The following is an 18,949-nucleotide window of genomic DNA, read 5'->3' as shown; positions in this document are numbered from 1 at the left end:
CATCTTTAAAATCAATTGGTATCAGTTCCTGAAAATAATTAACATAGAGATATTAGCCCAATCTTGTTAAAATGAGTTATTGCTTAAATCCTCAATGCCAAAATCCCCAAAATCCTGAAGGGACATTATATTGCATCGCCTGTGGGTCAAAGTTACTGCTCAGAGAAAGATATCGCCCCATAAAACCTATCGGTAGGGGTGGGTTTGGTCGGACTTTTTTTGCTGTGGATGAAGATAAACCTTCTCATCCTCCCTGTGTAATTAAACAATTTTTACCTCAAAATACTGGGGATCCAAAAAAGGCTGCTGAGTTATTTCAACAAGAGGCAGTTAGATTAGATGAACTTGGTAAACATCCACAAATTCCAGAATTATTAGCTCACTTTGAACAGGATAATTATCAATATTTAGTACAGGAATTTATTGATGGTTCTAATTTAGCTCAAGAGTCAATAAAAAATGGTCCTTTTGATAGTAATCAAATTCAACAAATGTTGAATGAATTATTACCAGTTTTAAAGTTTATTCACGAACAGAAAGTAATTCATCGAGACCTGAAACCAGAAAATATTATTTGTCGTAGTTCTACTCCAGAAACTATAGGATGGATGACTAATACTAATAAATTAGTTTTAGTTGATTTTGGTGCGGCTAAAGTTATTACTGGAACTTCTTTAATGCAGCCAGGAACAATAATTGGTAGTCCAGAATATGTGGCTCCAGAACAATTAAGAGGTCATGCTATTTTTGCTAGTGATATTTATAGTTTGGGAGTAACTTGTATTTATTTGTTGACTCAAATATCTCCTTTTGATTTATTTGATGTAATGGCAGATAAATGGGTATGGCGAGATTATTTAAATCAGCCTTTTAATAGTAAACTCGGAAAAGTTATTGATAAAATGCTGATGACTAACCCCCAAATACGTTACCAGTCTGCTCTAGAAGTAATGAAGGAGTTAAACCCAACTCAGGCATTTCCTACTGCTCCTAATACTTTTCCACCGACAGCTTCCACAACTAAAAGATCGACAAGCTCTCCCATTCCTAATAGGCCAACGATGGCGACATATACGTCTCCCAAACAGCCAACAAAACAATCTACAAATTCGATCACTGCGCCCCCTTATGTTATACAGCCGACAGTTCTTCCTCAACCACAACAGTCAACTTGGAAATGTGTCTTGACTTTGACTGGACATTTTGACTCGGTAAATTCAGTAGCATTTAGTCCGGATAATCAAATTTTGGCGAGTGGCAGTCGGGATAAAACTATTGAAATTTGGGATATGACTAAAGGTAAACGTTGGTTTACTCTCACTGGTCATGGTAACTCGGTAAGTTCGGTAGCGTTTAGTCCGGATAATCAAATGTTGGCGAGTGGCAGTCGGGATAAAACTATTGAAATTTGGGATATGAAAAAAGGCAAACGTTGGTTTACTCTTCTTGGTCATTCTGACTGGGTGGATACGGTGGCGTTTAGTCCGGATAATCAAATGTTAGCGAGTGGAGGTAGGGATAGAGCTATTGAAATTTGGAATTTGCAGAAGGCAAGACGCTGGTTTACTTTGGCCGGACATCAAGACCGGGTTTATACTGTTGCTTTTAATAAAGATGGTGGAATTTTAGCAAGTGGCGGCCGCGACCAAACTATTAAAATATGGGACTTGCAAAAGGCAAAAGAATTATTTAGCATTCAAGGTCATTCAGACTGGGTGCGATCGCTAAGTTTTAGTCCGGATGGAGGAGTATTAGGCAGTGGTAGTCGGGATGGTACTGTTAAGTTATGGCAGGTTTATGGAGGGGAACTTATTTCTACACCGATACAACATTTGAAGTATGGTGTGAGTGATGTTTTGTCAGTGGGGTTTAGTCCGAATGGAAAAATAGTTGCTGCTGGGTATCGCAATGGCGTGATTAATTTGTGGGATGCTGTGACTGGGGAGTTGTTGGAAACTCTTAATGGTCATTCTAGCGATGTGTTTTCAGTGGTGTTTAGTCAGGATGGTAGGAGTTTAGCAAGTGGGAGTAATGATAAAACTATTAAAATTTGGCAGGTTCCATAAAAACAGTTAGTTGAATGTTTATAATTAAAGGACTAATACAAATAAAAATTTTAGCTGATGCTTGCAACAATAGTTGCTTTATTTTATTAAAAAATAATTATCATCATTATTTAAGATTAATTTATGAAACTACAACAGACAGAACCATTTTTAGGGGAAAACTCCAGTCCAAAAATTGATTATGATGTAGCGATCGTCGGTGCTGGCCCAGTGGGACTAGCAACTGCTCTCGGTTTACGCCAACGTGGAATTGAAAATATTATTGTTCTCGACCAAACTAAGGTTTTCCGTAAAGTTGGTCAGGTTATTGATCTTTTACCCAATGGCTTAAAAGCTCTTAAATATATTGATTCTAAAGCTTACAAGAATATTAAAGCTACTATTGATCAACCAAATAATTCACTACAGACAAGTCAGAAAACTGGAACAGAAAAAAAACAGCCTCCGCCAGAATGGGATGTCATAAATGTGAATGGGCAAAAAATTTGTCCTTTTCCCCTGAGATACGATGGATATTTTCAAAATTACGAGGAGGGTAGAGTCCCTATTTATTGGTACGAGTTACAAACTCAACTAAGAAAACTATTACCAGTTGAGTGTGTTAAAGCTAATCATCGTTGTATTAGTGTAGTTACTGAGCCAGAATTTGAATGTGTGAGAGCAGATTTTCTGTCTGATCAGGAAGTAGAAACTAACCCCTATTCTCACTGGAATGATCCACAAGAAAAGAATAAGATCAGTGGTGTGAATTCCTCCCAATATCCGGAATCAGAAATTACATCAATTCGTGCTAAACTATTATTAGGAGTAGATGGAATTAACTCTAAGGTCCGTCAAGTAATCTATAAAAATACTCTATACAGTGGATATAGTCAACCAGAATATTCTGGTATTGGTGCAATTGGCAATGGTGGAACACTTCAGGTCGCAGAAGCACTTTCAGAAGAAATTAAGGAAAGATTTTTTCATAGTTCTCCTAATATAGTAACTATCAAAAATAATCAAATTCCCGATAGTGATGTTCCCAGAATGATTTTATTTTCTCTTCAACCTTGTCAGTTTGGATATCTCCTCCATGGAGCTTTCCCTTTAGAGTCATTGCTTGAAAAATCGGGAGAAGAGTTAATTGATATTGCCGTAGAAGAGTTAAAAAAAGCAGGCTTTCCAGAGATAATTCAACAGTTGGTAGCTTTATCTGACCCAGATCAGATTATACAACGTCCGTATTATACTCATCATGCCACTGTTTCTACTCCAGAACAGCCTAAATGGAATATGGGACGGGTTGTATTGGCGGGAGATGCTGCTCATGGTATGCCACCGTTTATTGGTCAAGGAGCTAACCAAGGACTAGAGGATGCTGCAGCGATCGCTACTTTGGTGGCTGAGATTAATAAGCAAAATAAGTGGGATGATATAACAGCGATAGAAGCAGCTTTTAGCAAATATGAGGCTTTGCGTCGTCCATTTGTGACTTACATTCAACAACAAACTTTAATAGGTAGGCCTTTTTCTTCATCTGAGAAGTTACAGAAGTATCATCAAGCAGTTTTCTCTCGGAATATTGAGGAGGCTATGCAAACATTATTGTAGGAGAGTAGTGGAGCTAAACACGGAAAAAATCTCAAAGCATGTAGAAAAATTTAGGTCCTTATAGAACGAAGTGAAACCAACAAGCTTTCTATTGTAGTTGGGTTTCTTCCCTCAGCTCTAACTACAGTTATGGCACTGACTTCTAATTTCATTCATCTCACTTTTGACTTTTGATTTTTGATTTTTAACTTTTGATTTCTCTTTGTTCCATTTTTGTTCTACAGGAATATGGTTAAGCTCTTCTAAAAGGCGATCGCTTGAATTTTCTAAGTCTTGTGGAGTTTGAATATGCCATACTTTTCAGATTAGATAATAGATATATTTAAACTTTTGTCTTAATTCTTAAAATATTGTTACAATTAGATATTCAGTTGGTGCAGCAAAAAAATTAGTGATCCAAAGATTATTTAGGTAGTTACCCCTAGTAGTCTTTTCTGTTTAGCCTTTTTAACTTTTTTGCTTAATGATTTTTGAAAAAGTATTTATGCAAATAAGACAAGCAAGTCTTTAGGTTTAATACAAAGGAGTTTAATTTATGACAGACAGTACTTCAAATATCACAAATAAAAAACCTCTGAATTTCCTATCTTTGATTTTCGCTTCTAATCAAGATTCTAATCTGATATTTCAAATAGGGTGGACGTTATTACGGGTAATTTCTGGGGTCATAATGATTCATAATGGTTTTGATAAGCTTGCCGATGTTGAGGGTTTTGCATCTCATGTTGTTTCTGAGACACTGGGTTTTCCATTCCCGACGTTTCTAACCTACTGTGCCGCCTATACCCAAATAGTTGGGGCCATATTGCTGATTTTGGGACTACTGACACGACCGGCTGCGATCGCGTTATTATCTGTTATGATGGTAGCTATATATTTTCATCTGCGGGAAGATGGGTTTGTAGTTTCTTCTTTTGAGACAGCATCACTCTACGCAACTATGTATTTATTCTGTTTTTTTAATGGCGGTGGTTCATTTTCTCTTGACCGCCTCATTGCCCAAAAAGTAGGAAATTCTGACTAGAAGAATTTGTTTTTGAAGATCAGGACTACGTAAATTCATTTAGGTCAAACATGTAGGGGCGAATTGCATCTGCACTCACGGTCAGGACACCACCATGGGTAAGTCCTGACTATTTTAGATCTAATTGACATTCTGTGGGGATGTATGGTAGGTCGTCTTTAGTATTTTCGACGATACCGTAAGGTGGCAGGTTTTTTTCTCGGTTTGGGGGTTGTTTCTGACAAAATGTTAAGGCCTGGGTGCTGGGTGCTAGTCGGTGTTATTCGGTATTTAATGATCAGAGTTCTTGTGTAAGTCCTGTATATTGTTCTACAATAGCTTTAGTGATTATTTAAGATAAATTTGTGGAACTAAAACAAAAAAAATCACCTGGTTTCTACAGTAAATGATTGTTTTTAAACATAAATATCTACGAGAAACCGGGTTTCTGAGTTTGCCTGTGTAAGTCCTAATTATTTAAGATAAAGTTATGAAGCTAAAACAAACAGAGTCATTGTTAGGGGAAAAGTCCAGTCCAAAAATTGATTATGATGTCGCGATCGTCGGTGCTGGCCCAGTGGGGTTAGCGACTGCCCTGGGTTTACGCCAACGTGGAATTGAAAATATTATTGTTCTCGACCAAACCAGGGCTTTCCGTAAAGTTGGTCAGGTTATTGATCTTTTACCCAATGGCTTGAAAGCGCTTAAATATATTGATGCTAAAGCTTACGAGAATATTACAGCTACTATTGATCAACCAAATAATTCACCACAGGTAAGTCAGAAAACCGAGACAGAAAAAAAACAGGCTTCACCAGAATGGCATGTCATAAATGTGGACGGGCAAAAAATTCGTTCTATTCCCCTGGGATACGATGAATATTTTCAAAAGTACGGGGAGGGTAGAGTCTCTATTCCTTGGTACGAGTTACAAACTCAACTAAGACAACTATTACCAGTTGAGCGGGTCAAAGCTAATCATCATTGTTTTAATGTAGTTAATGAGCCTGAATTTCAATGTGTTAGAGCGGATTTTGTGTCTAATCAGAAAGTAGAAACTAACTCCTATGCTCACTGGGATGATCAACAAGAAAAGAATGAAAGCAGCAGCGTGAATTCCTCCCAATTTCCTGAATCAGAAATCACCTCAATTCGTGCTAAACTATTGTTAGGAATGGATGGAATTAACTCTCGGGTCCGCCAAGTCATCTATAAGAATACTCCAGACAGTGGATACAGTAAACCAGAATATTGTGGTGTTGGCGCAATAGGCAGTGGTGGAATGCTTCAGGTGGCAGAAGCACTTTCAAAAGAAATAAAGGAGAGATTTTTGCATAGTTCTTCTAGGATAGTGACTATCAAAAATCATCAAATTCCCGACAGTGATGTTCCCAGTATCATTTTATTTTCTTTTCAACCTTGTCAGTTTGGATATTTACTCTATGGAGCTTTCCCATTAGAGTCATTGCTAGAAAAATCGGGAGAAGAGTTAATTGATATTGCTGTAGAAGAGTTGAAAAAAGCAGATTTTCCAGAGATAATTCAACAGTTGGTAGCTTTATCTGACCCAGATCAGATCATACAACGTCCGTATTATATTCATCATGCCACGGCTTCAACTCCAGACCAGCCTAAATGGAATATAGGACGGGTTGTATTGGCGGGAGATGCTGCCCACGGTATGCCACCATTTATTGCTCAAGGAGCTAATCAAGGACTAGAGGATGCTGCAGCGATCGCTACTTTGGTAGCTGAAATTAATAAGCAAAATAAGTGGGATGATATAACAGCTATAGAAGCAGCTTTTAGCAAATATGAAGCTTTGCGTCGTCCATTTGTGACTTACATTCAACAACAAACTTTAATAGGTAGACCTTTTTCTTCAGACGAGAAGTTACAGAAGCATCATCAAGTAGTTTTCTCTCGGAATATTGAGGAAGTTATGCAAACATTATTCTAACTTTTGACTTTTGACTAATGTCGGCCCTTGTAGAGGGAGGCGAAACCAACAAACCTTTGATGATAGTTAGGTTTCCTCCCTCAACCATACCTACAATTATTAAACTTGTGACTTCTAACTTATCCTTGACAAACAAAACCAGCCCAATAAAAAGGATGATCAAAAGGTTTTTCTCTCCCTATTACTTTTTTAGCCTTGAATACTAAATCATAAATTTCCTGACAGTTATCAGCTATTTTCTCCTTTTCCTGATATTCTACGCTCCCCTCTACAAATTCTTCTAATACTGCCTCTGCATTATTCAAATTCTCCTCCGCTTTTGCCAAAGTTAACTCTTTTAACTCCATCTGTCCTTGCCATAACGCATCTACACTAGGAATACCTGCCGCCCGGTTGCGGTGGAAAAAATATGATAATATTGTTGTTGCCAAGTCATTGACTGCCCACAAACTACTGATGACGTTTGATGCTCCTGCTGATAAAAATGCCGCGCTGAGTGTAAAAATATCGTCCGTTAATTCTGAATTTCCTAGTGCTGTTTCACAACAGGAGAGAAATAGGTCTCCTAACTGGGGGCAACGAATGGTGGCATTGAGCAACTCCCCTAATGTTAAGTCCGTGTCTCCCAGTAATAACTTAGACTCTAAAGGTTGAGTTAAATTAGATGTGGCGTGGTGACTGGAGAGCAAACCTAATACTTTTTCTCTGGTCAACAACTTTTTATATTTGGCTTTGGTTGCTTCCTTGCTCCCTTTGAGATGGTGTTCGGGGGCGACTCCATAAATTTGTGCTACCAATTGACATTCTGTGGGGGTATATGGTAGATCATTTTTAGTATTTTCGACGATACCGTAAAGTGGCAGGTTTTTTTCTCGAGTTGGGGGTTGTTTCTGACAAAATGTTAAGACCTGGGTGCTGGGTGCCGTTCTCACCCGGAATTTTTCTCCTAAGTATTGACCGTTATCTAGGGGCAACACTAGCAAAGGAATTTGATGCAGATACATAAAGGGTACTAGAATAATTTCTTTGATGTCGGTGAGTTTTTCTATGAGTTGGTTTATTTGCAGTCTGTCTGCTAATTCTTTTAAGGTCTCTTCCATTTGGTCTTGCCATTGTTTGTATAGTTTGTGTTTCTCTTGTTTCCGGGTTGTTTCAAACTGGGCAAGTTCAATTTCTGTTGTTGTGCCATCGGTGAGTTTGACTAGGACTTTGGATGGCTTGGAGTCAATTGACTTAATGGCATCAATATCGCATTTGGCTAAGTTTGCTGCAGCATGTTTTTCTGCTAAATAATTTCTTTCGGAGTATGGTTTTAACCAACTCTCTCGTAACCACAATTGAAGTTTGGTGTAACCTTGCCCTTGACAAAAGTGCAATTTTACCCCTGCTTGAGTGAGGATAAAAACATAAGTATCATCATCTGTTGTGTAGAAACTCAGGAGAGCAACATCCTTTGTTTGTTTCCCTCCCTTTTGTTGGGGGGAAGGACTCTTTGATCCGGTGACATCAAATGCTGCTCCTGGTTGTTGTGGAGTTTCTAATAATTCTTTCATTGTCTCCACACTAACAGTGGGCGCTTGAATACCTTCTGATAATACGGGGTCTAACTCCCGGAGCTGTTGCCAAATTTCCTGTTTTTCTGTTATCAACTTTTCAACTTCTTCGGTAATATCATCCCACTCATCCCGGGAGACATGAGGACTTCCTCCAGTTTGTTCCTGAACACCTTTGGGGGTTGTTAGCCGCTGACGTAAACAGTCAATTTCTCGTTGTTTATCTTCCATCTGTGCTTCTAAGTTGCGGATATCTTCTGGAACTTCGTGAGCTTTGTAGAAATGTTTAGCGAGAATTAAATCTAGCAAGCGACGACAGCGGAACCTTTCTACTGTTTCTAAAGCTTTGTCATATTGTTGGGTCTTGACGCAAGCTTGAACCATGTTTTCATAGACATATATATTGTTGCGCAAGATTTCTTGTCTTGCCATTTCATCGGGTATCCAGTCTCGACTTTTCTCTATGGCGGCAATGGCGAGTTCATAGTTCTTAATGGCGAGTTCATAGTTTTGTTGTTTTGCGGCAAGGCTAGCTAGGTTACGGGCAGTTTGTAAACACTCTGCTGGTAGGTTTTCTGGTTTTGTGACTCTTAAAGCAGCATCATAGCAGGAAATGGCGGCTTCAATATTTTCGGCTTTGTCTCCCCTTATTCTGTCACTGTAGGCAATGCCGAGATTATTTTGAGTTGCTGCCCAGTCGATGGGGAAGTCAGTTTGGGTATACACCAGCAAAGCTTCTTTGTATGCATCAATGGCAGCTTCAATATTTTCGGCTTTGTCTCCCTTTATTCTGTCTCTGTAGGAATTGCCGAGATTATTTTGAGTCATTGCCCAGTCCCTGGGTAAGTCAGTTTGGGTGCGCACCAGCAAAGCTTGTTGGTATGCAGCAATGGCAGCTTCAATATTTTGGGCTTTGTCTCCCCTTATTCTGTCTCTGTAGGCAGCGCCGAGATTATTTTGAGTCATTGCCCAGTCCATGGGGAAGTCAGTTTGGGTGTACACCAGCAAAGCTTGTTGGTATGCAGCAATGGCAGCTTCAATATTTTCGGCTTTGTCTCCCCTTATTCTGTCACTGTAGGCAATGCCGAGATTATTTTGAGTATTTGCCCAGTCCATGGGGAAGTCAGTTTGGGTGTACACCAGCAAAGCTTGTTGGTATGCAGCAATGGCGGCTTCAATATTTTCGGCTTTGTCTCCCCTTATTCTCTCCCAGTGGGCAATGCCGAGATTATTTTGAGTATTTGCCCAGTTGATGGGGAAGTCAGTTTGGGTGTACACCAGCAAAGCTTGTTGGTATGCAGCAATGGCGGCTTCAATATTTTCGGCTTTGTCTCCCCTTATTCTGTAAATGTAGGCAAGGCCGAGATTATTTTGAGTTCCTGCCCAGTCCATGGGGAAGTCTGTTTGGGTGTGCACCAGCAAAGCTTGTTGGAATGCAGCAATGGCAGCTTCAATATTTTCGGCTTTGTCTCCCCTTATTCTGTCAATGTAGGCAAGGCCGAGATTATTTTGAGTCATTGCCCAGTTGATGGGGAAGTCAGTTTGGGTGTACACCAGCAAAGCTTGTTCGTATGCAGCAATGGCGGCTTCAATATTTTCGGCTTTGTCTCCCCTTATTCTCTTACTGTAGGCAATGCCGAGATTATTTTGAGTTGCTGCCCAGTTGATGGGGAAGTCAGTTTGGGTGAACACCAGCAAAGCTTGTTGGAATGCAGCAATGGCGGCTTCAATATTTTCGGCTTTGTCTCCCCTTATTCTGTCACTGTAGGCAATGCCGAGATTATTTTGAGTATTTGCCCAGTCCATGGGGAAGTCAGTTTGGGTGTACACCAGCAAAGCTTGTTCGTGTGCAGCAATGGCAGCTTCAATATTTTCGGCTTTGTCTCCCCTTATTCTGTAAATGTAGGCAATGCCGAGATTATTTTGAGTATTTGCCCAGTCCATGGGGAAGTCTGTTTGGGTGTGCACCAGCAAAGCTTGTTGGAATGCAGCAATGGCAGCTTCAATATTTTCGGCTTTGTCTCCCCTTATTCTGTCAATGTAGGCAAGGCCGAGATTATTTTGAGTTCCTGCCCAGTTGATGGGGAAGTCAGTTTGGGTGAACACCAGCAAAGCTTGTTGGAATGCAGCAATGGCGGCTTCAATATTTTCGGCTTTGTCTCCCCTTATTCTGTAAAAGTAGGCACCGCCGAGATTATTTTGAGTTGTTGCCCAGTCCATGGGGAAGTCAGTTTGGGTGAACACCAGCAAAGCTTGTTTGCATGCAGCAATGGCAGCTTCAATATTTTCGGCTTTGTCTCCCCTTATTCTGTAAAAGTAGGCAGCACCGAGATTATTTTGAGCTCCTGCCCATTTTTCTGTATTTTCCTGACGGTAGCTGAGGACAAATAAATATCCAGCGATCGCTATTTCTATATTAGCTTTTCTGTTGCCCCGTGGAAAACTATAAAAATCATAACTCAGGCTTTCGATCAAGTCAACAAAACCACCAGTATCTTCAGCAGTAAGTTTGGTGATCAAGTCAGATGCATATTGTGGGAGAACACGAGCAATATTTTCATCAAGAAGGTCTCGGTTGTGATCTAGGATATGGTAGACAGGTGCCGAGTCGTCGCAATTTTCTAACTTTGCTGTTCTTAGCTGTTCCAGTAGAGTCATGTAAGACTCCTCAGCAACAGCATTTGGCAACTTATTTAACTGTTGTGCTAGGGTTTGAGCTATATTCAAAAAACATTGAGCTTGATTTTCATTACCTGTTTTAGCCAGATATTGACCATATTTCTGCATTACAGGAATTAATCTTTCATCTATGAGGTGTTGGTGGTTTTGGAGAACATTTGACTCTTGACCTTCAGGACACTTTAGGAGTTGTTGAATTAGTTTAGCGTATGCGGTTAGGCGTTGTTCATCCATAGTTTTTTTTATTTGAAGTCATAATAATTAATCAAAACTTATTCAAAAATACTACATAGTCAGGACTTGGGTAAACTCCCAGACAAAACCCTAGCAGCTTATTTCTGCGTTTATCAAATACATCGAAATGAAAAATATTTTAATATTAGATACATACGTTTCCATACCTCAACCAAACCTACTCCCAAATATCCTTAAGTTTTCCCAAAAGTCGTTTAGCCAACTTTTGAGTACTACGGGGCACCGACTTATTTTCCACCACAGGATCTTCCGCCTCATCTCTTTCTCTGGAAGCAATAACCATTCTTTCCTCAGCATCCTTACCCACCCAAGGCAAGTCACCCGCCAAAATATTTCCACCTTGAGCGCGCCAGTTACCACCATCATCAGGAGACTGACGATAAATAGCCTCTAATGCTGCCGCCATAAAACCCAAATATTTTTCCCGAGTTTCCGCCCCCACAACATCACGAAATTCCACAGCCAAAGAATCATCACTCAACAGAAAATCCCTACCCGCTTCTAACTGCATTAAATAATCCAATAAATTTTCAGCAGGTTGTAAAATATCCAGAGGAATATAACCATCAGACTCAGTTAAATCACTCAAACAAACAAACCCTAAAATATCCCCAAAATCCAAAGATTCATCAAAAGCAACAGCCACATAAACTAGCCTATTTTCTCTGACAAAATCAGGAATAAAAAAACCAGTTTCCCCCGGTAAAACTCGCCTAAATTCGACAGCCCCCAAATTTGGAATAATTACATCAGCCACATCCTCAGTCATCCGCAAAAAAGCATTAAAAGAGTCAGCATTCTCCAAATTTGTTTCAAAACCTAAGCCATCCAGAAAATCCTGACCAATATGTACAGCCAGAGTATTAAGATAAACTTCTTTTGCCCGTTTTTTAACCAATTGTTGTTGAGCAAAATTTTCAGCCAGAGCGTGACTTTTTGGAGACAAAGGAACTCGAAAAATCAATGATTCCGTAATATTATTCATAGTTAAAATAACCAAATTTTAGTTAACAATTAATCCAAAGATTGACAGACAGATTATGTAAAAAGTTAATAGAGAAACGGAGGAATATTAATTACCTAATTCTAAACCTCTAAATCCAGATTATTTTCCCCAATAATTTTCTTCACACATTCCAGGCATTTAGTATTCCAATTGCGACTAACTTTAGACTGATGAACACCTAACTTTTCAGCAATTTCTGTTTGCTTAAATCCTTGACACTTCAGCCGTAAAATTTCCCAACAGTCAACCTTTTTAGAACAGTTACGCAACTTCTCCTTATAACCATTAAAAATAGGTAAATTATCTATAGCTTCCTCAGAAAAATCCCCCAGATTAAAATTATCTAAATCGTTTAAATTTTTGTGGTCTGTAATTTCATCACCAACCGTTTTATAATCTTGACCATTCTCATCCTTTTTAACCTGGTCTAAACTAATAATAATCTGCCCATTAATTTCACGTTTATTTTGAAATTTTCGGTATAAATCGCAAGCCTTATTATAATGAGCGCGATTAAAATACTTAATAAAAGAAGCACTCAATTTTTTCTCAGAAATATCATCAAGCTGATTAAGAGTAATTTGATTTTTTTTCAAAAAAAGTTCAACAATTAAGTCAAATTTAAAGAAAACTTCCACCAAAGAATCATTATAAAACTCCTGTGAATCATCAAAATTAATCCGAGAAAAACTTTTCCTAACTACCATACCAATTTTCGGATGTTTCCAGAGCCATTTTGACAATTTATTCTTAGCTTCTTTGCGAGTATCAGAATCATCACTAAGAATACCCTTAAATAACTCCCTCAAGTCTTCAGGTCTTCGATACATTAACTGTTCTTGACCTTTTAATTGTACTTCCGTCATATTAACACTTACATAAATTTAAGGACAAAGAAAAATGAAAAATTGGGCCACAATATTCTTGTGCTTGCCTCTATTAACTACATCTGCTATTCCACCGCAAAAATTGCAACTTTAGAAAAATCTAAAATCTAAGATATGTGTTAAAAACATAAAAAACTTTTACCATAGCATTAAGTTAATAAAGATTAAAAGTTAACTTCCCAAGTAGATAAACCATGAATTAAGATTTAATGGTAAAATGTTTAACTAAGTCCCTATTTTCCATTACTAATTAATTTATAAAGTTAGGTTAGCAATATGTAAATAATGATATTATTAAAATAATTAAGATAGTTACAAATACTATTTTAGATAGTCAAAAAAACCAACAATAGTAAATATTTTCTGGTTCCTAACTCCACCGTAAATTATTATATTTAGAGGAATATTAAAATATGAATAAAAAATTAAATAGACGTTCATTTCTTGGCTATATGTCAACAGCCTTAGCAATTAGCTTCTTATTAAAAGCTTGTACTAATTCTGCTTCTAAAACCACAGAAAATTCCGATAATAATTTTATATACTCCGGTAGTAGTTCTGAAACCTTTAAAATTGCCATTGCTTTGCCGGGAGTTATAACCGATGGAGGATGGAATCAATCTGGTTATGAAGGAGTCAAAAAAGCAGCCGAAAAACTCAATGCTGAGATGATTTATGTAGAAAATGTTGTTCAAGCAGACCAAACAGAAACCATCTCAGACTTTGCCAGGAAAGGTTATAATTTAGTAATTGGTCATGGAGGGCAATTTGATGCTGCTATTGAACAAATAGCTAGTCAATTTCCAGGTACATTTTTTTTAGGAGTTAATGGTAATATTGCCGGAGAAAATTATGCTTCAGTAACAACAAATTACTTCCAAGTTGGTTATCTTGCTGGTGTTGTTGCTGGCTTGATGACTGAAACTAATAAAGTTGCTTATCTTACTGGTTTATCTTTTAAGGGAACTAACCTACAAGGTCGGGCATTTGAGTTAGGAGCTAAGTCTGTAAATTCTATAGTTGAAGTCGTCATTAGTTACACTGGAGACTTTAATGATATTGCCAAAGGAAAAGAAGCAGCTTTAGCCTTAATTTCCACAGGAGTTGATGTAATTTATCACTTATTAGATAATGCCGCTCCGGCAGTTTTACAAACTGCACAAGAACAAGGAATTTATGCAGTGGGTAATACTACAGATCAGTTAGATATTGCTCCAAAAGCAGTTCTAACCAGTGCAGTTCAGAATGTGGGAGAAGCGATCGCCTATATTGCTAATTTAGCCAAAAACAATCAACTTAAAGGAGAAAAATATATTTTAGGAATTGAAAACCCAGAAATTACTAAATTAGGTCGTTTCAATAATATTGTGCCAGATAAAATCAAGCAAATAGTAGAAAAAAGTCAGCAGAAAATATTAACTGGAAAGTTGCAATTTGAAGACTGTTCAGAAAATGGTGAAGAACAAGTTTGTTTTAAATAAAATCCCGAATAATTAGGAATAAAAATACAAATACAATTGCAAAGAATAATTTGTAGTAATTACCCTTGCAAAAAGGGTTCTATAATAACAAAAATCTGCATATATATCCTAATCAAAAAACTGGCTACTGGATAGCGCTTTTGAGATTGATAAACCACATCGTCATCAGCCAAGCCCAGTAGTAAAATTGCATATATAACTTTTTAATTTTCCTTGGAGGCTAATTTCTCCTTCCAATATAATGAATTAATAACTCATAACTAAATCTTGAGCCCTGAATACTTACCTAATAAGTAATAACTGAAATGGCATACCTACGGCTAGAAAACATCACCAAAAGTTTCGGAAACTTGATCGCCAACGATAATATTAGTATTTCTATTGCTGCTGGTTCTATCCACGCCATCCTAGGAGAAAATGGTGCCGGAAAAACCACTTTAATGAACATATTATCAGGACTATACCAACCAGACTCTGGTCAAATTTATCTAGAAGATAAACCAATCAAAATTTCTTCCCCCAGTAGAGCAATTAATTATGGTATTGGTATGATTTATCAACACTTTATGTTAGTACCACAATTAACAGCAACAGAAAATATTATCTTAGGAACTAGTGGAAATTTTCATCTCAACTTATCGGCAAAGTCTAGAGAAATTAATGCCATGGCAAAAGCCTATAATTTAGAAATTCCAACTAATATTAAAATTGCCAATTTACCAATAGGTACTCAGCAACGAGTAGAAATTCTCAAAGTAATTTATCGCCAAGCTAAAATTTTAATTTTAGATGAACCCACAGCAGTATTAACTCCAGTAGAGGTAAAATCTTTACTCAATATTTTGCGAAAATTAGCAGGGAATAATCATACAATTATTTTTATTAGCCATAAACTAGAAGAGATAATTAATATTTGTGATACTGTGACAGTTTTACGCCGTGGTCAAGTTGTAGATACTATCACAACAGCAGTAACTACTACTCATAAATTAGCTAAAATGATGCTAGGGCGAGAAGTAAATTTAATTCCCCAAAAAAAGCCTACTCAAAAAGGCAATATTGTTATGGAAGTCAAAAACATAGAAGTGAAAAATGACCAAGGTTTATCTGCTGTGGATGATTTATCTTTTCAACTCTATAGTGGGGAAATTTTGGGAGTGGCAGGAATAGATGGTAATGGTCAAAGAGAATTAGCTGATGGGATCAATGGCTTGCGTTCTCTGGAAAAGGGCGAGATCAAATTTACCAATAATTTAACTGATAAATTCCAAGTTGGATACATCCCAGAAGACCGCCAGAAAATGGGGTTAATTCTTAATTTTAGTATTGCTCAGAATTTGATTTTAAAATTGTTCCAGTTTTTACCTTTTTGTCGTTATGGTTTTTTGAAACTTGGAGCGATCAATAATTATGGAAAAAATACCATAGAAAAATTTGACATTCGTGCCAGCCATCCACAGCTAAAAGCAAGTCAACTCTCTGGGGGAAACCAACAAAAAATTATTCTGGGGCGGGAACTTTCTGGGGAACCAAATTTAATTGTGGCGATGCAACCTACTCGTGGTTTAGATATTGGTGCCACCGAATATGTACAACAAGTGTTACTAGCTCAGAAACAAAAGGGCGCAGCTATTTTATATATTTCTACAGAACTAGAAGAAATAATGACTATGAGCGATCGCATAGCTATAATATATGAAGGTAAATTTGTTGATATTCTAGATGCTGCCACTGCTACAATAGAAAAAGTAGGTCTGTTAATGACATCCGGAGTCAAATAACTAATTTTATAGGTCACCAAGTGACATGCAACCCAACAAAAAAAACAGAAGCCAGAAGGCAGGAAGTAGGAGGCAAAAAATAGGAGGTAGAAGGGACCGGAGCCGGAGGTAAAAAGTGACTCCGCCCCTTACCCTACCCAAAAGTTAGGTTAGGAACACCAAAGTTTTTCATAGTAAGCTATAAGACTATTTTCTTCTAAAACTAGACATTGAGAAAGAACAAAACAGAGCAAGCTGCCTTAAATTTCCGTGGTAACGGGATCTCTTTGTACGTATTCACTTACAGCTAATATGTGTTATAATATACTAGTAAAAGTTTTCTTTGATCTATTTGATTTCATGACCACACCACCTAAACATACCTTATTAGCTGTGCTCAAAATAGCACTCTTATCTACTTCATATACATTATCTTTCATGGCAACAAGTTTTTCTTCAGTATATCCAGGCAATAAGCAAATTAATAGCCTAGTATTTGCTCAAGAAAATGTTAAGACCAACCCTAACCTTACTGCTAACCTTGAGGAAAACAATACAACTCAACCCACCGAACAAAAAACACAGGAAGATTCAGAAACTAGTGTAAACTCTAGATTCAAAATTATTAGAGAGGATCTCCAACAGGAAAGTTTAGAAATAATAAATTTTGCTGTCAAACAGATTAAGTTACTAATTTTAATCCTTTTACTGATCATAATATATTTGCCAGTTTTCTGGTTGCGCCCCACAATGTTATTATTACTACCTAACCATTTGAAGATACCGAAAACACCATTAAATCCAGAAATTAAACTACTTGGTGGTCTCTTATCCTTTCTCAAGTATAACTCTAGGGTACTAGATGCTTGGGTTAATAAACATCTGGCAACTTGGCAAAAAAAGTTTCTAGAAAAATCTATTGTTAATGAGCAAAAAAATTATGTTCCTCTTCCTGTTCAATTAAATGGTACAGAAATTGAAGAACTCACATGGGAAACCTTGATTAATTCTTATCACCAAGAAAAGCGAATGCGACTGTTAATTTGGGGCGAGGGAGGCTCAGGAAAAACAACTATTGCTTGTCAAATTGCTAAATGGGCAATGAAAAAGCCGGAAAAAGATCAAGCCGTACATAAACATTTGATGTTACCAGTTTTAATTAACCGGGAAATTGATCAGACTGAAGATGATGATACCATACCGATAATAGAAACAATTTTGAGCGAAATTCAGGAGTTGAGCGACAAGGAAAAAATAGCAGATCAATTCTTAATTGAACAACTCTTGCGAAAGCGCCGAATTTTCTTGATAGTAGATCGTTATTCAGAGATGAGCCCAGAAACTCAAGAAAAAATTAATCCTGATGACAAAGAATTTCCGGCAAATGCTTTGGTTTTTGTTTCTAGAATAGAGGAAAAGTTCTTGGGTATTGATGCCAAAATTAAGACGAACCGGTTTGATGGTGAAAAGTTGGTTCACTTTCTCAAGGAGTATTTGAAGAAGTGCGGTAAATGGCATTTGTTTGAAGCAGATCAAGAAGAATTTTTGCAAGAATGCGCTCAACTTGCAGGCACTTTTAAGAACCAAAAGACTATTACTCCTTTGTTAGCAAAGTTTTATGCTGAAAAAATGGTTAATAGTAAGGAGAATAATTTTACCTTGAAGCCTTCACTCGACAATATTCCCGATCTCATGCTTAAGCACTTACAAAAGTTAAACGCTAAAGGTGAAATAGAGACTAGGAGTGAATATCCTAAAGTTACAGAGGATGCTCAACTCATTGCTTGGAAATGTGTGGAGCAAAATTATAGACCATCCTATATAGAACGGGAAAAAGTAGTTAAAGCTTTTGAGCAGTTAGGGAGAGATGATGCAGTACTATGTCTTGAGTACTTTCAGAAACAATTGCAACTGCTTAGGCCTATTGGATATGGTGAAATTCAAGACAGAAACCAAATTCGCTTTACCCTCGAACCCTTAGCAGAATATCTGGCTGCACTATATTTGCTCAAGGAGAATAAGGATGATCACGAAAAGTGGCAGGAATTCCTGGTAACAGCCGAAGAAAAGTTGGGTCACGAAAAAATTCAAGGCTTTTTGTTGGCAGTTAGAGACTGTTGCTTAGCAAAAGGATCAGAAGTTAATGTGCCTAGTTTTGTAGTAGATGAAATTGGGAAACTAACAAAAGATGAACATTTAAGGATGAGTTATGCTACTGTAAATTCACAAAATCAACTAGTGAAAATTCGGTAGAATAGCGCTATAAAATTTATTCATTGAAACTTGAAAAGATGATTTTTAGAGGAATAAAACACAAGAGTTTGCCTACAGATATACTGATTAATATGGATAAATATGGAGGAATATTTGTAGATGGCAGTGGGAAAACTGAGATATTTTTAATATATTGGTTAAATAAATAGTCAATCAAAACTATAGCTTATTATAGTAATCCTATCTGAAAAATCAAAGAGATAGGCAACTAGAAAATACTTATCTTGAAGAAAGAAACCAAAAGTCAAAGTGGTTGGAGCTATTTTTCAATAAAACTAGTAATTTTCACGAATAATTTAGGATTACTATATATACATATATAAGATTGATAAAGCAAACAAAAACTCCCTCATCTTATAAATTTTTTATTTGTAATTGGGCTTAGGCCCAACCAATATTTATGTTAGGAATCAGGCTAAAATAGGAGCTTTA

Annotated in this window: 10 protein-coding genes; 7 read left to right on the top strand and 3 right to left on the bottom strand. The window is 37.3% G+C overall.

Annotated features, from left to right (window positions below):
* The first annotated feature begins 71 nt into the window (after positions 1 to 71).
* The 4 genes from TERY_RS17680 (at position 72) to TERY_RS17665 (ending at position 6,622) form a co-directional block, all read left to right on the top strand.
* Positions 72 to 2,066, top strand: a complete 1,995-nt coding sequence (locus tag TERY_RS17680; RefSeq protein WP_011613074.1) for a protein kinase domain-containing protein — start codon at positions 72 to 74, stop codon at positions 2,064 to 2,066.
* Positions 2,067 to 2,189: 123 nt separating this feature from the next.
* Positions 2,190 to 3,659 (top strand): FAD-dependent monooxygenase, encoded by a 1,470-nt coding sequence (locus TERY_RS17675; protein ID WP_011613073.1) that lies wholly within the window; start codon positions 2,190 to 2,192, stop codon positions 3,657 to 3,659.
* Positions 3,660 to 4,194: 535 nt separating this feature from the next.
* Entirely contained in the window at positions 4,195 to 4,683 is a 489-nt protein-coding gene (locus tag TERY_RS17670; RefSeq protein WP_011613072.1) for a DoxX family membrane protein, read from the top strand.
* 469 nt (positions 4,684 to 5,152) lie between these two features.
* Positions 5,153 to 6,622 carry an FAD-dependent monooxygenase gene (locus TERY_RS17665; RefSeq protein WP_011613071.1) on the top strand — a complete coding sequence of 490 codons (1,470 nt, stop codon included), beginning with the start codon at positions 5,153 to 5,155 and terminating at the stop codon, positions 6,620 to 6,622.
* A 119-nt stretch (positions 6,623 to 6,741) separates the two neighbouring features.
* Here the strand turns inward: TERY_RS17665 and TERY_RS25660 are convergent, their stop codons facing one another.
* From TERY_RS25660 to TERY_RS17650, 3 genes are all read right to left on the bottom strand, one after another.
* Positions 6,742 to 11,088, bottom strand: coding sequence for a tetratricopeptide repeat protein (locus TERY_RS25660; RefSeq protein ID WP_011613070.1), 4,347 nt, complete (start codon positions 11,086 to 11,088; stop codon positions 6,742 to 6,744).
* A gap of 178 nt (positions 11,089 to 11,266) precedes the next feature.
* On the bottom strand, positions 11,267 to 12,094 hold the full coding sequence (locus tag TERY_RS25655; protein ID WP_011613069.1) for a DUF1822 family protein: 828 nt from the start codon (positions 12,092 to 12,094) through the stop codon (positions 11,267 to 11,269).
* 101 nt (positions 12,095 to 12,195) lie between these two features.
* The gene (locus tag TERY_RS17650; RefSeq protein ID WP_011613068.1) at positions 12,196 to 12,981 is read right to left on the bottom strand and encodes a sigma-70 family RNA polymerase sigma factor; all 786 of its coding nucleotides are present in this window, start codon (positions 12,979 to 12,981) and stop codon (positions 12,196 to 12,198) included.
* Between the two features lie 434 nt (positions 12,982 to 13,415).
* On the opposite strand from TERY_RS17650, the gene TERY_RS17645 reads away from it, so the two are divergent.
* The 3 genes from TERY_RS17645 (at position 13,416) to TERY_RS17635 (ending at position 18,496) form a co-directional block, all read left to right on the top strand.
* Complete coding sequence (locus tag TERY_RS17645) at positions 13,416 to 14,483, top strand: BMP family ABC transporter substrate-binding protein (protein ID WP_011613067.1); 1,068 nt, start codon at positions 13,416 to 13,418, stop codon at positions 14,481 to 14,483.
* Between the two features lie 305 nt (positions 14,484 to 14,788).
* Positions 14,789 to 16,264, top strand: coding sequence for an ATP-binding cassette domain-containing protein (locus TERY_RS17640; RefSeq protein WP_011613066.1), 1,476 nt, complete (start codon positions 14,789 to 14,791; stop codon positions 16,262 to 16,264).
* Positions 16,265 to 16,636: 372 nt separating this feature from the next.
* Positions 16,637 to 18,496 (top strand): NACHT domain-containing protein, encoded by a 1,860-nt coding sequence (locus tag TERY_RS17635; protein WP_196797105.1) that lies wholly within the window; start codon positions 16,637 to 16,639, stop codon positions 18,494 to 18,496.
* The last annotated feature ends 453 nt before the right edge of the window (positions 18,497 to 18,949 follow it).

The sequence above is a fragment of the Trichodesmium erythraeum IMS101 genome (assembly GCF_000014265.1).
GTDB lineage: Bacteria > Cyanobacteriota > Cyanobacteriia > Cyanobacteriales > Microcoleaceae > Trichodesmium > Trichodesmium erythraeum.
This window is presented reverse-complemented; position numbering and strand designations above follow the sequence as displayed.

What these genes read in the sequence shown, in the direction of transcription:
- TERY_RS17680 (WP_011613074.1), top strand. Translation starts at nt 72, where the DNA reads ATGAGTTATTGCTTAAATCCTCAATGCCAAAATCCCCAAAATCCTGAA.
- TERY_RS17675 (WP_011613073.1), top strand. Translation starts at nt 2,190, where the DNA reads ATGAAACTACAACAGACAGAACCATTTTTAGGGGAAAACTCCAGTCCA.
- TERY_RS17670 (WP_011613072.1), top strand. Translation starts at nt 4,195, where the DNA reads ATGACAGACAGTACTTCAAATATCACAAATAAAAAACCTCTGAATTTC.
- TERY_RS17665 (WP_011613071.1), top strand. Translation starts at nt 5,153, where the DNA reads ATGAAGCTAAAACAAACAGAGTCATTGTTAGGGGAAAAGTCCAGTCCA.
- TERY_RS25660 (WP_011613070.1), bottom strand. Translation starts at nt 11,088, where the DNA reads ATGGATGAACAACGCCTAACCGCATACGCTAAACTAATTCAACAACTC.
- TERY_RS25655 (WP_011613069.1), bottom strand. Translation starts at nt 12,094, where the DNA reads ATGAATAATATTACGGAATCATTGATTTTTCGAGTTCCTTTGTCTCCA.
- TERY_RS17650 (WP_011613068.1), bottom strand. Translation starts at nt 12,981, where the DNA reads ATGACGGAAGTACAATTAAAAGGTCAAGAACAGTTAATGTATCGAAGA.
- TERY_RS17645 (WP_011613067.1), top strand. Translation starts at nt 13,416, where the DNA reads ATGAATAAAAAATTAAATAGACGTTCATTTCTTGGCTATATGTCAACA.
- TERY_RS17640 (WP_011613066.1), top strand. Translation starts at nt 14,789, where the DNA reads ATGGCATACCTACGGCTAGAAAACATCACCAAAAGTTTCGGAAACTTG.